At 57.8% G+C, this 18137-nt stretch carries 15 protein-coding genes; 8 read left to right on the plus strand and 7 right to left on the minus strand.

Annotated elements, in window-relative coordinates:
- Positions 1-34: 34 nt before the first annotated feature.
- Positions 35-988, plus strand: coding sequence for a ribosome biogenesis GTPase YlqF (gene ylqF, locus AAAK34_RS12315; protein WP_231693305.1), 954 nt, complete (start codon positions 35-37; stop codon positions 986-988).
- Positions 989-1062: 74 nt separating this feature from the next.
- Entirely contained in the window at positions 1063-2061 is a 999-nt protein-coding gene (locus AAAK34_RS12320) for a diaminopimelate dehydrogenase (protein ID WP_231693306.1), read from the plus strand.
- Positions 2062-2082: 21 nt separating this feature from the next.
- Here the strand turns inward: AAAK34_RS12320 and AAAK34_RS12325 are convergent, their stop codons facing one another.
- From AAAK34_RS12325 to AAAK34_RS12335, 3 genes are all read right to left on the minus strand, one after another.
- A complete protein-coding gene (locus AAAK34_RS12325; protein WP_231693307.1) occupies positions 2083-4419 on the minus strand; it encodes an ATP-dependent DNA helicase in 2337 nt (778 codons plus the stop codon).
- A complete protein-coding gene (locus AAAK34_RS12330; RefSeq protein WP_231693308.1) occupies positions 4416-6116 on the minus strand; it encodes a VRR-NUC domain-containing protein in 1701 nt (566 codons plus the stop codon). Before AAAK34_RS12330 ends, AAAK34_RS12325 begins: the two co-directional genes overlap by 4 nt.
- A gap of 158 nt (positions 6117-6274) precedes the next feature.
- Positions 6275-6883 (minus strand): hemerythrin domain-containing protein, encoded by a 609-nt coding sequence (locus AAAK34_RS12335; protein WP_231693309.1) that lies wholly within the window; start codon positions 6881-6883, stop codon positions 6275-6277.
- A 261-nt stretch (positions 6884-7144) separates the two neighbouring features.
- Here AAAK34_RS12335 and AAAK34_RS12340 point away from each other — a divergent pair, with 261 nt between their 5' ends.
- From AAAK34_RS12340 to AAAK34_RS12360, 5 genes are all read left to right on the plus strand, one after another.
- Positions 7145-7624, plus strand: coding sequence for an MgtC/SapB family protein (locus tag AAAK34_RS12340; RefSeq protein WP_231693310.1), 480 nt, complete (start codon positions 7145-7147; stop codon positions 7622-7624).
- Positions 7625-7696: 72 nt separating this feature from the next.
- Positions 7697-8341, plus strand: a complete 645-nt coding sequence (locus AAAK34_RS12345) for an FMN-binding negative transcriptional regulator (RefSeq protein ID WP_231693311.1) — start codon at positions 7697-7699, stop codon at positions 8339-8341.
- On the plus strand, positions 8338-9888 hold the full coding sequence (tadA, locus tag AAAK34_RS12350; RefSeq protein ID WP_231693312.1) for a tRNA adenosine(34) deaminase TadA: 1551 nt from the start codon (positions 8338-8340) through the stop codon (positions 9886-9888). Before AAAK34_RS12345 ends, tadA begins: the two co-directional genes overlap by 4 nt.
- A 126-nt stretch (positions 9889-10014) precedes the next feature.
- Positions 10015-10941, plus strand: a complete 927-nt coding sequence (locus AAAK34_RS12355; RefSeq protein ID WP_231693313.1) for an LD-carboxypeptidase — start codon at positions 10015-10017, stop codon at positions 10939-10941.
- Between the two features lie 193 nt (positions 10942-11134).
- Positions 11135-12109 (plus strand): FHA domain-containing protein, encoded by a 975-nt coding sequence (locus tag AAAK34_RS12360; protein ID WP_431777320.1) that lies wholly within the window; start codon positions 11135-11137, stop codon positions 12107-12109.
- A 191-nt stretch (positions 12110-12300) separates the two neighbouring features.
- Here AAAK34_RS12360 and AAAK34_RS12365 read toward each other — a convergent pair whose 3' ends face one another.
- Entirely contained in the window at positions 12301-13293 is a 993-nt protein-coding gene (locus AAAK34_RS12365; protein WP_231693315.1) for a DNA-binding protein, read from the minus strand.
- Positions 13294-13422: 129 nt separating this feature from the next.
- Between AAAK34_RS12365 and AAAK34_RS12370 the strand changes: the two genes are divergently transcribed.
- Positions 13423-14475 (plus strand): site-specific integrase, encoded by a 1053-nt coding sequence (locus AAAK34_RS12370; protein ID WP_231693316.1) that lies wholly within the window; start codon positions 13423-13425, stop codon positions 14473-14475.
- 150 nt (positions 14476-14625) lie between these two features.
- Here the strand turns inward: AAAK34_RS12370 and AAAK34_RS12375 are convergent, their stop codons facing one another.
- The 3 genes from AAAK34_RS12375 to AAAK34_RS12385 form a co-directional block, all read right to left on the minus strand.
- Positions 14626-16164 carry an IS3 family transposase gene (locus AAAK34_RS12375; protein WP_231693317.1) on the minus strand — a complete coding sequence of 513 codons (1539 nt, stop codon included), beginning with the start codon at positions 16162-16164 and terminating at the stop codon, positions 14626-14628.
- A 164-nt stretch (positions 16165-16328) separates the two neighbouring features.
- Complete coding sequence (locus AAAK34_RS12380) at positions 16329-17264, minus strand: cation diffusion facilitator family transporter (protein WP_231693318.1); 936 nt, start codon at positions 17262-17264, stop codon at positions 16329-16331.
- 441 nt (positions 17265-17705) lie between these two features.
- Positions 17706-18086 carry a hypothetical protein gene (locus AAAK34_RS12385; RefSeq protein ID WP_231693319.1) on the minus strand — a complete coding sequence of 127 codons (381 nt, stop codon included), beginning with the start codon at positions 18084-18086 and terminating at the stop codon, positions 17706-17708.
- Positions 18087-18137 lie beyond the last annotated feature (51 nt).

Below are 18137 nucleotides of genomic sequence, written 5' to 3' on the forward strand. Positions count from 1 at the left end.
CCTTTTTTTCCTCATTCGTGAAAGTACGCAGTTTATGGCAATCCAGTGGTTTCCCGGTCACATGCATCTGACGCGCAAGGCGATTGTCGAGCGCATGAAGGATATTGACGTCGTGATCGAGCTGCTGGACGCACGCCTGCCCGGCTCCAGTGCCAATCCGTTGCTGGCGGAGCTGACAGGTCAGAAGCCCTCGCTCAAGGTGCTGAACAAGCAGGACGTGGCCGACTCGGCGCGTACCGTTGCTTGGCTCGATTGGTACAACGCCCGTCCGGGCACCCGCGCCATTGCGCTCGACGCTTCGGACGCAGCCCCCGCGCGACGTCTCATTGACGCCTGCCGCCAGCTCGCGCCGCAACGAGGCACTGCAATGAAGCCCATGCGAGTGCTGATCTGCGGTATTCCCAACGTTGGAAAGTCCACGCTAATCAACACACTGACAGCCAAGCGAGAGGCCAAGACGGGCGACGAAGCGGGCATTACCAAGCAGGAGCAGCGCATCGTCTTGGCTGACGACTTCTATCTCTGGGATACCCCCGGCATGCTGTGGCCGCGCATCATCGTGCCCGAGAGCGGGTACAAACTCGCGGCAGCCGGTGCGGTGGGTCGCAATGCGTATGACGAGGAGGAGGTGGCGCTTGAGCTATTGGCCTACCTGAAGCACCATTACGCGCCATTGCTTGAAAAGCGATACAACCTTGGCCTGAACGCGAGCGCCGTCGCCGCGATGCATGACGAAGAATTGCTGGAGCTGGTGGCCCGCAAGCGCGGCGCCGTGATGAGTGGCGGGCGCCCCAATTTGCAGAAGGCTGCAGAAATTGTTCTCACTGACCTGCGTAGCGCCATTCTCGGGCGCTTGACGCTGGAAACAACTGAAGAATTTGCCGGATGGCTGGCTGCAGCAGAAGTGCAGGAGCAAGAGCGTGCTGCGCGCAAGGCAGAGCAGCAAAAGCGGAAGGATCGGCGGCCGCGCCCAGCGCCCTCGGCCTAGGCCTAGGCAACACACCAAGATAAGACGCTTTGTTTTCACAGATCCCCAATTCAGTAAAGAAAGGCATTCCGAGCATGGAGCAAAAAAACGACGGCGCTATCCGCATCGGTATCGTCGGCTACGGCAACCTGGGCCGTGGCGTGGAGGCGGCCATTGCCCGCAACCCAGATATGACCATCACCGGCATCTACACGCGGCGCGACCCTTCTCAAGTGAAGACGCTGGGCACCGATGTGCAGGTTCACCGCATGGAGAGCTTGGCCGTGCACAAGGATCGGATCGACGTGCTCATTCTCTGTGGCGGCTCCAAGGAGGACCTGCCTCGTCAGAGTCCGGAGTTGGCGGCGCGCTTCAACCTGGTAGACAGCTTCGATACGCACGCGCGGATTCCGGAACATTTTGCCGCCGTAGATGCAGCGGCCCAGGCAGGCAAGACGACGGCTCTCATTTCTGCCGGATGGGATCCGGGCATGTTCTCACTTAACCGCGTCATGGGCGAGGCTTTGTTGCCTGATGGCGCTACATACACCTTCTGGGGAAAGGGCCTCAGCCAAGGGCACTCCGATGCGATTCGTCGTGTGCCAGGCGTTGCCGGAGGCGTGCAGTACACCATTCCCCTGCCCGAGGCTGTAGAAAAAGTGCGCAGCGGAAACCGGCCAGAACTCTCTACGCGGGAAAAACACCGCCGGGAATGTTTTGTGGTTCCGGAAGCCGGGTCCGACCCCGAGACCATCCGCCAGGCCATCGTGAACATGCCGCACTATTTTGACGAGTACGACACGACAGTGCACTTCATCAGTGCCGAGGATCTGGCCCGCGACCATTCGGCCATGCCACATGGCGGTTTCGTCATCCGCAGCGGAAACACTACTGTAGGCAACAAACAAGTGATCGAGTACAGCCTGCGGCTCGACAGCAATCCCGAGTTCACCTCGAGCGTGCTCGTAGCCTACGCGCGCGCTGTTCACAGAATGCACCAGATGGGGCAGGTAGGCTGCAAGACGGTATTCGATGTGGCGCCGGGGTTGCTTTCGCCCAAGAGCGCGTCCGAATTGCGCGCCGAACTGCTGTGAAGGGCTGTTGGGCCAAGTAACTCAGGTCGAACGGTGGGGGCGAACATGCCACCACCTTGGCAACAGGGCGCGAACGGAGGCGCGCTGATAGCGGTCATCGATCAGGAACACGGTGCCCTGGTCTTGCTCGGTTCGTATCACGCGTCCGGCGGCCTGCACAACCTTGCGCAACCCAGGAAACAGATAGGTGTAGTCGTAGCCTTTGGTCGCGCCAAAGTGCCGATTCATCGCAAGCTTCATCTGCTCGTTGACTGGGTTGAACTGCGGCAGGCCAAGCGTTGCAACGAAGGCGCCGATCAGGCGTTGGCCGGGGAGGTCGATGCCCTCCGAGAACGCCCCTCCTAGTACAGCCAGGCCGACGCCCTGGCCTTGTTCTGTGAAACGCGACAAAAAAGCTTCCCGGCGCTCCTTGTCCATGTTGGGAGTTTGAGGCCAAAGGGGCAGAAGAGGGTGCGTACGCTGCAGGCAATCGGCTACCTGCTGCAAGTACTCGAAGCTGCTGAAAAAGCACAGGTAGTTCCCCGGTTGCCGCTCGTACTGCCGTGCCACCAAGTCAGCGATAGGCTGTAGCGAACGCTCGCGATCCTGATAGCGCGTAGAGATATGGCCTACAGTCTGCACGTTCAATTGCTCAGGCTGAAATGGTGCATCTACCTCAATCCACCCAGTGTTCTCTGGTAGGCCCAGGACATCACGGTAGAACTTGGGCGGACTCAGGGTGCCGGAGAACAGCACGGTAGCATGCGAAGCCGCATGGCGCTCCGCGAGGTAAGGCGCGGGGACCACATTGCGAATACACAAAGTGGAGGCGGGCACCTGGCTACGCCCGCCGTACTCCGCCCGAAGACTCACATCGAACAGCGCATGGTCGCCGAACTGCTCGGCCAAAGTCAAAAATTGCAGTGCTTCCCAGTAAAAATTCAGCACGGGGTCACTGGGTGGCAGCGGCTTATCGGCCATGTTGGCAGCAATTTCTCTCACCACAAGCTGTACCGATCCCACCAGCGCTGAAGGCACCGCTTCGTAGGCTTGATAGTCGGCTACCTGCTCATTTGATATCTTGTTCCAGTGTCGATAAAGCCGATTTAGAGCCTTGCGAACGGGGCCGGTGGCGGCCTGACGCGCGTCAGCCAGAGAAAACGGCGACAGTTCAGACGTGTACATGCTCCGGGCGCGCTCCACCAGATTGTGGGCTTCGTCTACCAGCACACCAACGTTCCATGGCCGCTCTTGAGTCCACGCATAGAGCATGGCAGAACTGCCGTAGTAGTAGTGGTAGTCTGCCACCACCACGTCGCTCCAGAGAACCAGTTCCTGCGAAAGATAGTACGGGCAGATTTGATGAGCGAGAGCAAGCGTTCGGACGGCTTGGGGACCCCAAGGCTGCTCAAGTTGGATGGCCTCTGCTCGGGCAGCGGGTAGCCTGTCATAGAACCCGCGTGCCAAGGGACATGAATCGCCGTGGCAAGCTTTGTCCGGGTGTTCGCAAGTCTTCTCGCGTGCTTGCAGGCTAAGCACGCGCAGGCCGTTTCGCTTCAGAGAGGGTTGGCGCTGCGAAAGCGTGGCCTGCTGGCCGATTCGCTGGTTGACAATGCTGAGCGCCTGCAACGCCAAGCCGTGGCCCGTCCCCTTGGCCGTCAGGAAAAACAGCTTGTCCAGACCTTGGCCCGGGCAGGCCTTCAGCATAGGGAAAATCGTGCCCATGGTCTTGCCGATGCCGGTGGGCGCCTGGGCCATCAGGCATTGACCACCCTCGTCGGCACGCGCTGAGCGATAAACGGCCACGGCCAACTCGCGCTGGCCTGTTCGAAAGCGCTCCATGGGAAACTGCAATGCCTCCAGTTCTGCGTCGCGCGCCGTCCGGTGTGCTGTCTCGCTCTGCGCCCACGCCAGGAAACTGGCGCACTGCTCCTCAAATAGCGATTGCAGCGACTCAGCATCATGCGTTTCCAGCAGCACGGTCTCTTCGCCAGTGCCGATATTGAAGTACACCAGTGCCACGCGCAGGCTCATCAAACCGCGCGCCTGGCACAGAAGGTGCCCATAAACCTTTGCCTGAGCCCAATGAACCGCTCGTTGATGTGGGCGTACTCCTTCCAGAGTCCCACGGTAGGTCTTGATTTCCTCTAACTGGCCTGTCTGCGGATCGAAGCCGTCAGCGCGGCCACGCACCCGAAGATTCTCGTATTGACCAGAGAGACTGATTTCGGATTCATAGGTCGCGCTTCTGCGCGATTGCACCAGTCCGTGGCCTGCCATGCCTTCCAGTGCTGAGGGTGCTGGTGTGAAGCGCAGATCCAGATCACCCGCTCTGGCGGTGAACTCGCAAAGGGCTCGCACCGCCACGACATAGCTCATGGGGCAGCCTCGCCTGCCGGCGCCATGCGCCAGCGTACGTGGCAGACGCGAGCGGCAATACCATGCTCGTAAAAGTACCGCAGCCACCTGATCTGATTGTCCTGCAATTTGTCGCCAGGGCCTTTGACCTCAACCAATTCGTAGCGCCGCTCCGAAGGCCAAAAACGCACCAGATCTGGAAAACCTGAGCGGTTGGCCCGTAGGTCGCTGAGCAGGCGCTCGAAAAAAATCTCCAGGTGATGCGCCGGTATGCAGTCAAGCGCCAAACATAGCAGTGGCTCGCTAAGGAGCCCCCAGAAGACAAAAGGAGACTGTACTCCCCGCTTGCATTCGTAATTCCGCAGGATGACTTCGCGGTAAGTGCCGTCTTTCAGGCTTTCAAGGCACGCCTTGAACAATTCCGCCCGGCGCAGCACAAAGTCAGGTGCCGACAGATCTGCCGGACCACTCTGAAACGGGTGGAAGAACGCGCCTTGCAGCGGTGCAAAAATTGCCGACCAGCACAGAAGGCCGAATAGTGAATTGATAAGTGCATTCTCAACGTAAAACACAGGGGCAATGTCAGTGTGCCAGTGATCGCGCACGGCATACTCGACTCCCGCGGAGTTCGACGGAAGCTCAAGTTCGAACTCGATCAGTTCTTGTTGTGAGCGCATCACCGGGCGGGGAGGGCGCTTGCTGTCGTCGGGTGAAAGTTCGTTCTGCCTACCCTGGTAGCTGGGTGTGCAGCGTTGCAGACGTGGCATCATGCGTGCAACACGCTGACGTTCTTCATCGCTTTCTGGCGCGGCTTCTGCCGCCACCGCGAACGCCATCGCATCAGAGAAGCGGCCCATCCGCTCGCACACGCGTATCCTGCGGAGTCTGGCGCCAGGATGCCGGCTTAGGGCGTAGGCCTGCTCTGCACGGTCCCAGTCTCGCTCACGCTCCAAGGCCTGGCCAATACGCCACAAGACCTTGGCTCGGCGCGATTGGAGCCAGGGGTTGTCGCTGTGGCAGAGCGCCACCTTGTGCATCAAGTCATTTTTATCGGCACCCTCATCAAGCGCTTGGCGGCATGCGTGCAATATCAAATATTGGTCTACGTCGGCTTGCGATTGAAACGCGTGAGTGGTGGTATCCAGGGACACGGTTTCATATTTGACGATCCCCAGATCGGCCAGCACGAATTCCGACCATTGCTGATACAGATTCCCGAAGAACACCAACCTCAAGCGATCACACACCTCGCCAATCGTCACGCGCCATACAGACTCACGCGCGGCCGGGTTCCACTGGGCATAGGGGCGGGCGGTAGCGTGCAGGCTGCGCAACACATCCAGCATCTCGGCTTTGCGCATGCTTGCATGCACCGTCGATCCCCTGAACAAATTCATCAATTCAGGCTTGGTGTGCAGCGCGAACAGTTCGTCCACGTCCATGGCGCCCAACGCGTCAAGCCAGCCCAATTCCAGCAAACTGGCAGCGGCCTCAGACACGTCCGGAATTTCATCGTAGTTCAGCTTGCTCACGCGAAACCATGGGCCTCGCCGCATTAAAAGGCGCACCAGTAGCGCCTTCGATAGCTCGGGCAGTCTATCGAACTCCGTGAGAAACACTCGCTCCGCATCGCCCAGCAGGTCGACATGCCGCACGACCAGCCATGCCAACGCACGCTCGAAATTGTGGAGGTAGTAGTAGCGATGGGCGGGGAGCATGTTCCCGAAGAGATGATGGCATCAAACTGTCTATTTATACAGCAAATCCAAACCTCTTCTAAGGGTTGAAATGAGAGCCACCATTCAACTGCGGGTCAAACAGCTGTCCGAAATATTACAGCTCCTAAAGAAGTCGCAGCTTGTGCCCTGTGTCGCCTTTACTTCTTAATCCTGATCTTCTTCTCAACCTCAGCCGCAGCCTTCTCGGTTTGCTTACGAACTCGAAACAAACGGAGTATTTCGGAGATTTCTGGATCAGTAAGGTTCTTCTGAGCAGCCAGAAATTGCTCCTGCTCTTCTTCCTTGATGTGATGAAGATATTCTTCTTTCATCTGATTGAAGCGCCGAAGCCATCCGGAAGACGCCATATCGCGAGCGGCCAAGTCTGCCAGCATATCGTCCAGCTCCTTATGCTCGGACACCGCGTGCCTTGCCTGGTCAGTGGTTTTAGGGTTACGCATTACAGTAGACCAAAGTGCTTGCTCCTCCGCTGCCGCGTGGGCTTTGATGTCGCGGACGAGCTCTTTAAAAAGCTTCTTCCGTTCTTCGGAAGCCCCTGAGGTTTCGCCAATCATCGCGATGAGGGCTCTATGCTTGTCGTGGTCTTCAACCAAACGCCCGAAGATATCGGCGTGCCCACGAAACGAAGTTTTCGGTGTACTTCCCAGTCGTATTGGCAACTGAGGCGCCAAAATGCTCGCACTAAGAACAGCTTTTTGCTTGGACTCGGATGCCGCTTTCGATAAAGATGCGATGTTATTTTGCATACTATCCTCAAGAAGTTTCAACGGGTTCTCGTCTCTTCAGTTTTCATGACTCTGGGGGATTCGTCTGTCATCAAACAACCTGCTCCAAGGTGCGAATACGCCTACCGAACTCGGCGCGGTGAGCATTTCCTCGGCGTGATTTACCACAGCCAGCACATGCTGAGCGGTATCCTCAGGGGCAGGGGGCTTTGACGCGGCAACGGACTAAAGCCTTTCCTCAGGAGCGTTTAGTGACTTACAGGTCATTTCAGGGGGAGTGACATGTGGCAAGAAGTGACAACAACCTTGATTTCGGAGTTTGCCGATCTGCCTGACGCTGCGGAGACCACCCGTGTGCTGGTGCGCCTTTTGATGGCTGCACTGTTCGGCGGTGTACTCGGCTACGAGCGAGAGCATCGGGGAAAAGCAGCCGGGCTTCGCACACACATGCTGGTCGCCATGGGCGCAGCCTTGTTTGTCATGGTGCCGGAGCGGGCTGGCATGCATATTTCCGACATGAGCAGGGTCATTCAGGGGGTCGTGGCAGGCGTTGGCTTTCTAGGCGCAGGTGCAATCATCAAGCGGCACTCCGAGGAAGATGTGGAGGGGCTGACCACCGCTGCCGGCATATGGATGACCGCTGCCATAGGCGTAACTTGCGGACTTGGCAAAGGGGGCACGGCTCTGCTTGGAACCCTGTTTGCTTTGCTCATCCTGGCCTTGATTCCGCACATATCGGCTCCCCCAAAATCCAACAGTTAGCGGATTGATGGTGTTCAGTCAGGGCATCTGCGTACACTTCCTCGATCCATCCCCGAATAAACAGGCAGCCTCATGTACCAGCCTCCTCAGTTTGTCAGCCGCGAACCGCTCATTGCTGCACGTCTGATGCGGGAGCACCCTTTCGCCAGTCTTATCTCGACCGATGACGAAGGGTTTCCTTTTGTCACGCATCTGCCTTTGCACCTTGAAGATAGTCAGAATGGGTTCACGCTGCTCGGGCATGTGGCGAAGCCGAACCCGCATTGGAAGTACCTCGCCACGCGGCCCAAGGCACTGGTGACTTTCGTGGGACCACACGCATTCCTGTCCCCAAAGGTCTACCCAGACCTCGCACGCGTGCCCAGTTGGAACTATCTGGCTTTGCATTGCACCGTAGAGGCTAAGATCATCGATGAGGTCGATTCCAAGGACGCGCTCCTCAAGAAGCTCATTGCCGATCACGAGCCGCCCTATGCTGCACAGTGGCGCTCGCTGGGCGAGGAGTTTGCTCACAAGATGCTGGCTGGCATAGTCGCCTTCGAACTAAAAATTGTCGACTGGCAATGCAAGCTCAAGTTGAACCAGCACCGTCAGGAATCTCATGCAGCGTTGCATGCAACCTATGCTGCCGGTGGCCCCAATGAGCAGGCTCTGGCTGTATGGATGCAGACCTTGAACATGGTGCCAGGGATTGACTCGAGGCAGCACTCCGAATGAATATTTCGCAGTCGCCGTTACAAGACGATGAATACTGGATGGGCCAAGCCTTGGACGCGGCGCGGGCTGCAGGTGCGAGAGGAGAAGTGCCAGTAGGCGCCGTGGTAGTACACCGGGGTCAACTGATTGCAACTGGAGGCAATGCCCCGATTGAAGACCAGGATCCCACGGCTCATGCTGAGATTGCCGCGCTTCGCGCCGCCGCGCGAAAACTCGGAAATTACAGGCTCGACGACTGTGAACTGTATGTCACGCTGGAGCCGTGCCCCATGTGCGCGGGCGCAATGTTGCATGCGCGTTTAAAGCGCGTGGTGTTCGGGGCGCGAGATCCGCGTACAGGCGCAGCCGGCTCGGTAGTCGATTTGTTCGGTCAGCCTATGCTCAACCACCAGACTCAACTGGCAGGCGGTGTGCTGGCCAATGAGTGCGGGGCACTGTTAAAAGATTTTTTTCGATCCCGGCGAGGCAACCCGAACCCCTTGCGAGAGGATGCGCTACGCACACGCGAGGCAGATTTTGCGAATCTCCCAGACTACCACTGGGATCCCAGGTACGTGAGCGATCTGCCCAGCCTGGCCGGCTTGCGCTTGCATTACGTGGAGGAGGGCGCATCAGAGGGTGCGGCACGCACTTGGCTGTGCCTGCACGGGAATCCCACCTGGAGCTACCTGTACCGCCACATGATTCCCGTTTTCGCGGGGGCTGGTGATCGAGTCGTCGCACCCGACATGCCTGGCTTTGGCAAAAGCGACAAACCCAAACGAGAATCAGCGCACAGTTTCTCATGGCACCGCCAAGTTCTTCTGGAACTCATAGAACGACTCGATTTAAGAAACATTGTGCTGGTCGTGCACGATTGGGGCGCGCACTTGGGGCTCACGCTTCCAATGGCGGCGCCCGGGCGCTTCACCGGTTTACTGGTCATGAACACCATGCTCGATATCGCAGAGCCTGGTCGCACCTCAAACTCACACCCAAAGCGATCCAGAAAGCCGCGATTCGAGTTCGACATTGCGGGCATGATCGCACGGGGCGCGCCACAACTTTCCGCCGCTGAATGTGCGGCTTATCAGGCACCGTTTCCCGATAAAGGGCATTGCTCAGCCATTCGGGCAGTTACCCAGATGATGTCTGAACCAGACTATGACCTAGGAGCCTGTCGGACTTGGAGCGCCGAAAGCGAAAATGGGACCCAGCGAGGACAGTTTTTGCAGGATTCGCAGGCCCATAGCCCGGCTATGGGTCAAGAAGACTGTGAAAAATGGACCGCTGCGGCCCATTTGCAGCCGGCGATTTCCAATTCCAACAGGCTCCTAGCCAAGGATCTGCATGCAGTGCGGCAGTTCTGGCGTCATCAATGGAGAGGTCAAAGCCTCATGGCCATAGGCGCTCGCGACTCGGCGCGCACGGTATCTGCAATGCAATCGCTGCGTCGAGATATTTTTGGGTGTCCTGAGCCATGGGTTTTCGATCAAGCGGGTCATCATGTGCCAGAGCATGGGCGAGTGATCGCTGAGATAGCAATAACCCACTTTTCCAGAGGCTGAGAACTTAGACCTCCTGAGACACTGATCGAGCAGCTATCGAAATTCGTCGAAAAGTGGCTCGGTACAATTTGGTTTTATATCGACCGCTATCGACTGACGGTTGAACTCGCAAAGCGACTAACAATCATGGCCCATATCTACGTTTATTCCCCGTCAGGGGCAGTGCGCGACCGCGCTTCATTCAAGCGGGGTATTAAGCGCCTGCAAGCCTTGGGTCACGAAGTCGAAATTGATCCCACTGCGCTGGATACCTGGCAGCGATTTGCTGGAGACGACGCCACCCGTCTTGCCAGTGTAGCTCGCGCCGCGGCCAGCGGGGCCGATGTGGCCCTGACCACCCGAGGCGGCTATGGCCTGTCTCGGTTGTTGCCAGACTTGCCTTATCGGCAAATTGCAAAATCTATTGAAAAAGGCACTCATTTCGTCGGGTTCAGCGATTTCACGGCACTGCAGTTGGCGCTGTATGCCAAAACTGAAGCCATCACATGGTCCGGGCCAGCACTTTGCGAAGGTTTCGGCACAAACGATCCAGAGGGCCCTGATGAAATCACCATGGCCTGTTTCGATGACCTGCTCAGCGGGTCAGGGGAGGGCGCCGGATGGAGGGTAAAGCCCAGTTCGGAGCAAGATCATTCGAGTGGCTTACTGGCCAAGCAGGCTACTCTTTGGGGTGGAAACTTGGCCATGCTGGTTTCGCTGTTGGGAACACCCTATTTCCCGGAAATCAAGAATGGCGTGCTCTTTCTGGAGGACGTGGGTGAACACCCGTACAGAATCGAGCGCATGATGACTCAACTGATGCATGCAGGAGTGCTGCGTCAGCAAAAAGCCATTGTGCTGGGGCAATTCACTGAGTACAAACTGACTCCGCAGGACAAAGGCTACACGCTTGCGAAAATGGTGGAGTGGCTCCGAACCCAAGTGAAGTGCCCAATCCTCACTGGGCTACCGTTCGGCCATGTTCCCACCAAGGTTCTCCTGCCGGTCGGAAAAAAGGTAGATTTTCTTTTGGAAGACCGTGACGCGTTTCTGCTTTGGGGGCACGTACATTAGAGCCTCGCGAGCCCTTGGGATGACCTGCATAGCCCTTGCGGGGGCTAATGTAAGTGTAAGATAACTAAGCTATATTTCTAAAAAGTGCATTTAGATTCGATGTGCATTCTGGTCAAGTTCTAGAAAAATGAGTCTTGACGCCCGAATGGTGACATCAGCGGATGTTATTCAAGGGCAGGTTACCTCTCAACGCATGCAAAGTACTGCACAAACCATTGCCTTCATAGATCTTTCGGGTAGCACAGCGGCTTATCAGGCGCTTGGCAATGAAGAGGTGGCCGGCGTTATTTCGAAGGTAACCCACTGGATTGGGCAAGCTTGCGAGGCACATGAAGGTCGCATTGTCAAATTCCTGGGCGACGGGGTCCTGGCCGAGTTCAAGAGCAGCGCGTCTGCCGTGTCTGTCGCTGTATTTCTACAGCGGCACCATAGCGGAAGAATTCGTCACTGGCCCGAGCCCTTGCGCATGGGCTTGAAGATCGGTCTGGCACTGGGGCCCGTGGTACGCATGGGCGACGATTCCTATGGTGATGCAGTCAACTTGGCGGCGCGGTTGTCTGACATGGGCGGTGCCAATGAAATATGGGCCACAGAGTCCGTCATCAAGCACCTGCGGGGAGAGCCTCGTTCGGCTCGCGCCGACTCCATGCTTGAATTTGTCAGGTACAGGCCGTTGGGCATGATCGACATCCGGGGAATTGCACAACCACATTCGATCTATCAAGTCGAATGGAGCGACGAAGTCACCACGGAGCTCATGACCGTGTGTGGAGGTTTGCAGGAGTTCGGCGGTATCGATTTTGGCGAGGCTTCCAGCAACATTGAGTTGACCTGGCTGGATGCCAATCAATTGTTTCTGGCCAACGAGCTGCCGATTGAGTTCGGCCGTGCCGCAGGTTGCGCTTTCGTGGTCAATGATCAACGCGTCTCCCGCAGGCACGCCCGCATAGAGTGGATCAACGGGGCCTTTATCCTGACGGATCTGAGCACCTACGGTACTTGGGTTCGATTCTCCGGTGAGGGTACCTCTGAAACCCATCTCCGGCGCAACCAGTGTGTTCTGCATTCGAGCGGTGAAATGGCACTGGGTGCACCGTTTTCAGACCCCAGCACTCCAATACTGAGCTTCCATGTGAGTGCGGGGCAGATCAGGGTACGAATGGAATAACGCACTTCCAGGGCGCCTGCCCGTTTCTTCGACTTAACATAATACACATCGTAGTAAACACATGGTTGGTGAATTCCATGGAACCCCTTCCTGGGCGTTTACGTAACTGAAGTTGTGTTTATTTTCAAAGAGAAGTTGTAACCTGACGTCAATTGGACGTACGTTTAAGGAGTCAGGCTCCTGCAGGTAATCTAGCGCTTGTGTCTGTTCCTTCGAGACCCGACTGCTGGCGTTGCTGTCTCGCTGTTCTTTGGTGGCAATCGATCCCGAAGCTCAGTGAGTACGGCATACATGTCGTGGCGGCTCTCCTCAAACTTCGATTTCCAGGTGCTTGTCTCGTCCCGGGCCAGCTGAAGCTCTTTCGCCAGCTGGGCCTTATCCGCCTGTAGCAAGGTCAACTCAGCCTCCAGGGCTCTCATCTTCTCGGTTGCCTCTGCAAGTGCGCCGGCCGACTTTCTGTTGTCGACCTCCAGCTGCCCGGCCAGCCTCTTGGACTCGAGCCGTGCCCGGTCTACCTCGGTGTTGAGCCTGCGTTCGTTGGCGTGGGCGCGCTCTTCAAGCCCCAAGCGCTCCGCCCGGTGCTCGGCCTCTGCGCTTTCTTGGCGTTGCCGCTGTGCCTCCGTGGCCTGTTGAAGCTGGACGTTCTGGGTCCGAGCCTCATCTAGCTGGCTCTGGAATGCCTGCACCTGCGCATGCAATTCCCTGACTTGCCCGGCCATCTCTGTGATCTGAGCATCCTTGGCTTGCATGGCCACCTCAAAGGCCTCACTGCGGTCTTTAAGGCGCTGTCGCTCGTTATCGAGCTCCTGCTGAGCCTGTTTGATGGCCTCCGCTCGTTTATCCAGCTCAGCTTGTGCCTGGGCCATCGCCGCGGTCGCGCCATCTTGAGCGTGTTGAACCGCCCGTCCCCAAAGCGTCTTTGCGGCCCTCAGCACCGGGCCTGGCAGTTGCTCGCCTGGGTCTTCTGGTTGATCGAGTGCCTCCCCAGGGGTGAGCAGCCTCTTTGCCAAGGAGCTATACCATGAATCCAGCATGGGGCCTACGGTATTGGGTGATCCGCGACCGAGCTGCTGGCGCACCCGTTCAATCGTGGGACGCTCACCCTGATTCAGAACAGCGTCGGCGGCTGCCCAGACCTCCTCCATTTGCACACCACGCGGACCTCGAACAATTTTTGACTGCATCGCCCTACTCCACTACATTTTTACCAACGATAATCGATGCTTATCGTGATCTATCAACTATATTTGTTGTAAACAATACATCATATGTAGTTTTATCAAAATTTTGCCTTTACAACCTCGGTTTCAACCATGCGCCTGCCGTCTCTGAGAAATATCCCCTCGCTGGAGCCGTCCTCCCTGTCGCTTGTGACTGCGCAGGCCGTTGAAGAGTTGATGCGCGAGGGCGAGTCCTTGAACACGTTGGCCAGCTATCGCTCTGCGCTGCGCTATTGGGCTGCCTGGTTTGGCGTTCGGTACGGGCAAGGCATCACGCTACCGCTGCCTGCGAACGCCGTCCTGCAGTTCATCGTGGATCACGCACAGCGGACTACCACCGATGGCCTGGCTCACGAGCTACCGCCAGCAATTGACCAAGCGCTGGTGGATGCGGGATTCAAAGGCAAGCCAGGCCCAATGGCGCTCAATACCTTGATCCATCGGATTGCCGTGCTGTCCAAGGCGCATCAGCTCCGAGAGCTAAAAAATCCTTGCCAGGACCCCAAAGTCCGCGAGCTGCTGGCCAAGACTCGGCGGGCCTACGGCAAACGTGGCGCGCTTCCGCAGAAGAAAGATGCGCTGACCAAGGACCCATTGATGGCCATCCTCGACACCTGCGACGAATCACTCAAGGGCATCCGTGACCGCGCCCTCCTCCTCTTTGCCTGGGCATCGGGCGGGCGCCGCCGATCAGAAGTGACGGGGGCGACGATGAAGAATCTTCACCGGGTGGGGCCCAGCAGCTTCACCTACACCCTCGCCTATTCCAAAAGCAACCAGACTGCAGCGGATCGTCCGGAGAACGTGAAACCTCTGGCGGGCATTGCGGGCGAAGCGCTGCAGGCATGGTTAACAGCTTCGGGCATCGTGGACGGTGCAATATTCAGGCAGGTCAGGAAAGGCGGACACCTTGGAGAACCCCTCTCCCCTGCCGCCGTGCGAGATATTGTTCGCGAGCGCGCAAAACTTGCCGGACTGCCGGAGGTGTTTTCTGCGCATTCGCTGAGGTCTGGATTTGTGACTGAGGCGGCCGTCCAGAAAGTGCCTTTGGCAGACACGATGGCAATGACGGGCCACAGAAGCGTTGCCAGCGTTGTGGGCTACTACCGCCCTTCCAATGACAACCCAGCTGCAAAGCTGTTGTGACGAACGATATCGGCATCTCTTCATACGACTGCTTTGCAGCGGAGGACTAAACCGCTCGCGCGGTAGCCCGCCGCGAAGGCCCTGACACAGAGTGTTGATTTCCACGCAAACCTAACCCACCGGGGGTGCGGATAAAAACTTGGACTGGTTTTATGCCGCAAGTCCAAGACTCACCCGGTATTCGATCGGGCTGAGGGCCCCCAGGGAGATCTTGATCCGCTTCTCGTTGTACCAACGGATGTAGTCGTCGACCACCCCAATGAACTGTTCGATCGTGACGCTCTTCCAGTCCCGAGGATAGAACAGCTCATTCTTCAGCCTACCGAAGAATCCCTCGCACGCCGCGTTGTCAGGCGAGCAGGCTTTGCGGGACATCGAACGGGTAAGGTCCGCGTCGCTCATTCTCGATAGCCAGCCGGGCCAACGGTAGTGCCCTCCGCGGTCGGAGTGGACCACAGGTCGATCGTTGGTCTCTGCCACCGTCTCAATAGCAGCATCCAGCATCGTGTTGACCAGCTCAGCATCCGGGCTCGTGCCAATGGTCCAGCTGACCACCATCCCGTCGAAGCAATCGATGATCGGTGACAGGTAGACCTTGCCTGCAGGAATCTGGAACTCTGTGATGTCGGTCAGCCATTTCTCGTTGGGCGCCGCAGCCTGGAAGTCACGGTTGATGATGTTCTCTGGTGCCGGGCTGATCTCGCCAAGGTAAGAGGCATATCGCCGCCGCTTGGGCTTTGCAACGACCAAGCTCTCTTGCTTCATCAGCCGCTGCACTACCTTCTCGGAGATCGGGCATTGCTCTCTGGCCAGTGAGGCGTGCAGCCTGCGGTAGCCGTAGCAGCGGTGATTGGACTCAAAGATCGCGGTGATGGATTGGCGCACCTTCACGTACTTGTCTCCGATTGCCGCGCGGGCCCGATGGTAGAAGTACGAGCTGCGCGCAAGACCCAACTGTGCAAGGAGCTCTGGCAGGCCATAGTGCTCCCTGAGGGCGTCAATCAGCAGTGTCTTCTCCCGGTTGGACAGGAGTTGCAGATCGACGCCCAGGCCTTTTTTTAGCAGTTCATTGGCCTTGTTCAAGAGGTCCTGCTCGAGGCGCAGTTGCCTGACTTCGTGGCGCAGTATTTCAACCTGGCGCTCGAGCTCTTCGCGCTCTTGCGCCTGGGGTGATCGATCGGTGTGTTTCATTGATGCGGGTGCCTCACGCCCCAGAAGCTGGTTCTTCCAGTTGTACAACGTTGGTCGGCACACGCCGAGCCTGTCGGCAACAGCCTGTGCACTTTCCTGCCGGGTGCAAAGCTCCATCACTCCCGCTTGCTTCAAGGACTCGGGATACCTTCGTTGGCCCACACTGCCGACGACGGCCCTCCTGGCCTCAGGGAATGCCTCGCGGACCCACTTGGTCAGCGTTCCACGACCGGGGTAACCCAGAGCCCTCATCGTGGCCGCGATGCATCGATCATGGGTTAGGTAGTGCTCAAGGGCGGCAGCCTTCTGCGGCTGTGAGAACTTGGGCTCACGCCCCGCATAGCCTTTAGGCAAGTCCTGGCGCTGCTGATATTCCCGATACCAACCTTTCAATGAATTCTTGGTCGGGTACCCCAACTGTCTGATGGTCGGGCTGGTGCGTTTGCCCAGCTTGATGTACAGCTCAACGGCTCGGATTCGGTCTTCGTAGGAATACATGAACTACCTTCTAGTAGTCCAAGTTTTCGTCCGCACCCCCTCCTGGGGGTTAGTGGGTCACTTCTGCGTGGAAATCAACACGCTGCACCCTCTCGGGCCTTTGCGGTAACCAGCGCATCCACTGTGGTGCCCTGTCGCTGGCTGGCTGATCAACTGCGCCAGCATCATGCGGGGACCTTCCAGTGATCAGAACCTGCCTTCAGAACATCGGCTACCCCAACTGCATTGCAGGCCTCGATTTCCAGCTGGATGGTGGTGTGGGTGATCTCGTATTGCGCTCGCAACAGCTGATTGATGGCCGCTAGCAAGGCCCCTGGTTGCGCTGCTTGCGGGTTGTAAACGACGTGTGCGCTCAGACTCGTCTTGGCGCTGCTGACTGCCCAGACATGGAGCTCATGCACGGAGAGCACACCTGGCAACTCCAGCAATGCCTGGTTCAACTTGGACAGCTCGATGCCCTCGGGGACGCCCTCCAGCAGGATGTTGAGGGTTTCCTTCAAGAGGATCCAGGTGCGCGGCAATACCCAGAGTCCGATGGCGACGGCGATGACGGTGTCCACCCAATTCCATCCTGTGAATCGAATGACCAGCGCACCGATGATGACCCCGATAGAGCCGAGCAGGTCGCTCCAGACCTCCAGGTAGGCGCCTTTGACATTGAGGCTTGAGTCCTTGCCCGAGGACAGAAGACGCATGCTCACAAGGTTCACGACCGTGCCCAACACCGCGATCACCAGCACTCCTGTGGTCTGAACCGCAGGCGGATTGCTCCAGCGCTGCCAGGCCTCATACAGGATGTAGGCGGCGACCCCAAACAGCAGCAGGGCATTGAACGCAGCCGCCAGGATTTCAAATCGGTGATAGCCGAAAGTGCGCCGGTCGTCCACGGCCCGGCGACCAACCCGTATAGCGGCCAGCGCAATAGCCAGGGCCGCAACGTCGGTGAACATGTGTGCGGCGTCTGATAGCAGCGCTAGGCTGTTGAGCATGACCCCGCCAATGACCTCGGCAAGCATGAAGCCGCCGGTGAGTATCAACGCATAGCGCAGCGCCTTTTCGTTTCCCGACGCCGGCAAGGCGTGCTCAGAGCTTTTGCCCATGGTCTGTTTCCTGAAATTGCAATCGGCCGCCGAGCGAGCGACGGTGCTGAGTCCGCAGGGCCTGCGTTTGAGTCTTTCGCTGTCAGTGGCGATGCCGCGGCTTCCTCGGTGGTCTGCACTTCAGACGCGTTGCCTGGCGGTTTCTCAGTCTCTCGGCCAAGCGACGGCTGTACTTGGGTCGCACCTCCAGCGGGGGATGGAATTTGAGCCATAGGTGTCTCAGTCCCCAAAACACAAACACGGAAATCAGCAGGCCGATCCATATCCAGAACAGCTTGGCGAACAGACTATCCTGGATTCCCTGCAACGACATGGATTGCTCCTCCCATCGCACCTGGACTGAGTCGCTGCGACGTCATTCCAATGGAAAGCCACTTTGAGTGGGGGGGCGTGGAATCGCCGCCGCACATCAGCCAGCGGTGATCCCATGCGCTTTTCGTGTTATTTCAATGTGAATCGGACGGAAGCGACAGATTTCCCCGCCTTAGAGACAGCAACAATGGCTTTTGTGCCCGCTGGGACTTTGAAGCTTCCCGAGGCTTCCAGCTTGCCGTCACCAGGTTGGAGTTGCACGTCCTGCTTATCGCTGCCAGCCAAAAGCGTGACCTTCGCGGTCATCCCTGCGACGGCAACGGGCTTGCCATGGTCGCGCATGTAGAGCTGCAACTTGTCCGCTGCGGCGACAAATTCGTATTCGACATCCTTGGCCTCTGCGACAGCACCACCGTGCATGGGCTTTACATCGTGTCCGTGGTTGTCGGCAGCGAAGGCCGTGCCTGAGATCGACACAGCCAGAGCGAGAATGAGTTGAGAGATTTTCATAAATATTCCTTCGAAGCAAGGTTTAAGGAAATGAAAGATCCCGCGATCAGC

The organism is Ottowia caeni (genome assembly GCF_050821495.1).
Taxonomy (GTDB): Bacteria; Pseudomonadota; Gammaproteobacteria; order Burkholderiales; family Burkholderiaceae_C; genus Ottowia; species Ottowia caeni.

Bases quoted from the DNA above. Each gene is read 5' to 3' on its own strand.
- ylqF (WP_231693305.1), top strand. From the start codon at position 35: ATGGCAATCCAGTGGTTTCCCGGTCACATGCATCTGACGCGCAAGGCG.
- AAAK34_RS12320 (WP_231693306.1), top strand. From the start codon at position 1,063: ATGGAGCAAAAAAACGACGGCGCTATCCGCATCGGTATCGTCGGCTAC.
- AAAK34_RS12325 (WP_231693307.1), bottom strand. From the start codon at position 4,419: ATGAGCTATGTCGTGGCGGTGCGAGCCCTTTGCGAGTTCACCGCCAGA.
- AAAK34_RS12330 (WP_231693308.1), bottom strand. From the start codon at position 6,116: ATGCTCCCCGCCCATCGCTACTACTACCTCCACAATTTCGAGCGTGCG.
- AAAK34_RS12335 (WP_231693309.1), bottom strand. From the start codon at position 6,883: ATGCAAAATAACATCGCATCTTTATCGAAAGCGGCATCCGAGTCCAAG.
- AAAK34_RS12340 (WP_231693310.1), top strand. From the start codon at position 7,145: ATGTGGCAAGAAGTGACAACAACCTTGATTTCGGAGTTTGCCGATCTG.
- AAAK34_RS12345 (WP_231693311.1), top strand. From the start codon at position 7,697: ATGTACCAGCCTCCTCAGTTTGTCAGCCGCGAACCGCTCATTGCTGCA.
- tadA (WP_231693312.1), top strand. From the start codon at position 8,338: ATGAATATTTCGCAGTCGCCGTTACAAGACGATGAATACTGGATGGGC.
- AAAK34_RS12355 (WP_231693313.1), top strand. From the start codon at position 10,015: ATGGCCCATATCTACGTTTATTCCCCGTCAGGGGCAGTGCGCGACCGC.
- AAAK34_RS12360 (WP_431777320.1), top strand. From the start codon at position 11,135: ATGCAAAGTACTGCACAAACCATTGCCTTCATAGATCTTTCGGGTAGC.
- AAAK34_RS12365 (WP_231693315.1), bottom strand. From the start codon at position 13,293: ATGCAGTCAAAAATTGTTCGAGGTCCGCGTGGTGTGCAAATGGAGGAG.
- AAAK34_RS12370 (WP_231693316.1), top strand. From the start codon at position 13,423: ATGCGCCTGCCGTCTCTGAGAAATATCCCCTCGCTGGAGCCGTCCTCC.
- AAAK34_RS12375 (WP_231693317.1), bottom strand. From the start codon at position 16,164: ATGTATTCCTACGAAGACCGAATCCGAGCCGTTGAGCTGTACATCAAG.
- AAAK34_RS12380 (WP_231693318.1), bottom strand. From the start codon at position 17,264: ATGGGCAAAAGCTCTGAGCACGCCTTGCCGGCGTCGGGAAACGAAAAG.
- AAAK34_RS12385 (WP_231693319.1), bottom strand. From the start codon at position 18,086: ATGAAAATCTCTCAACTCATTCTCGCTCTGGCTGTGTCGATCTCAGGC.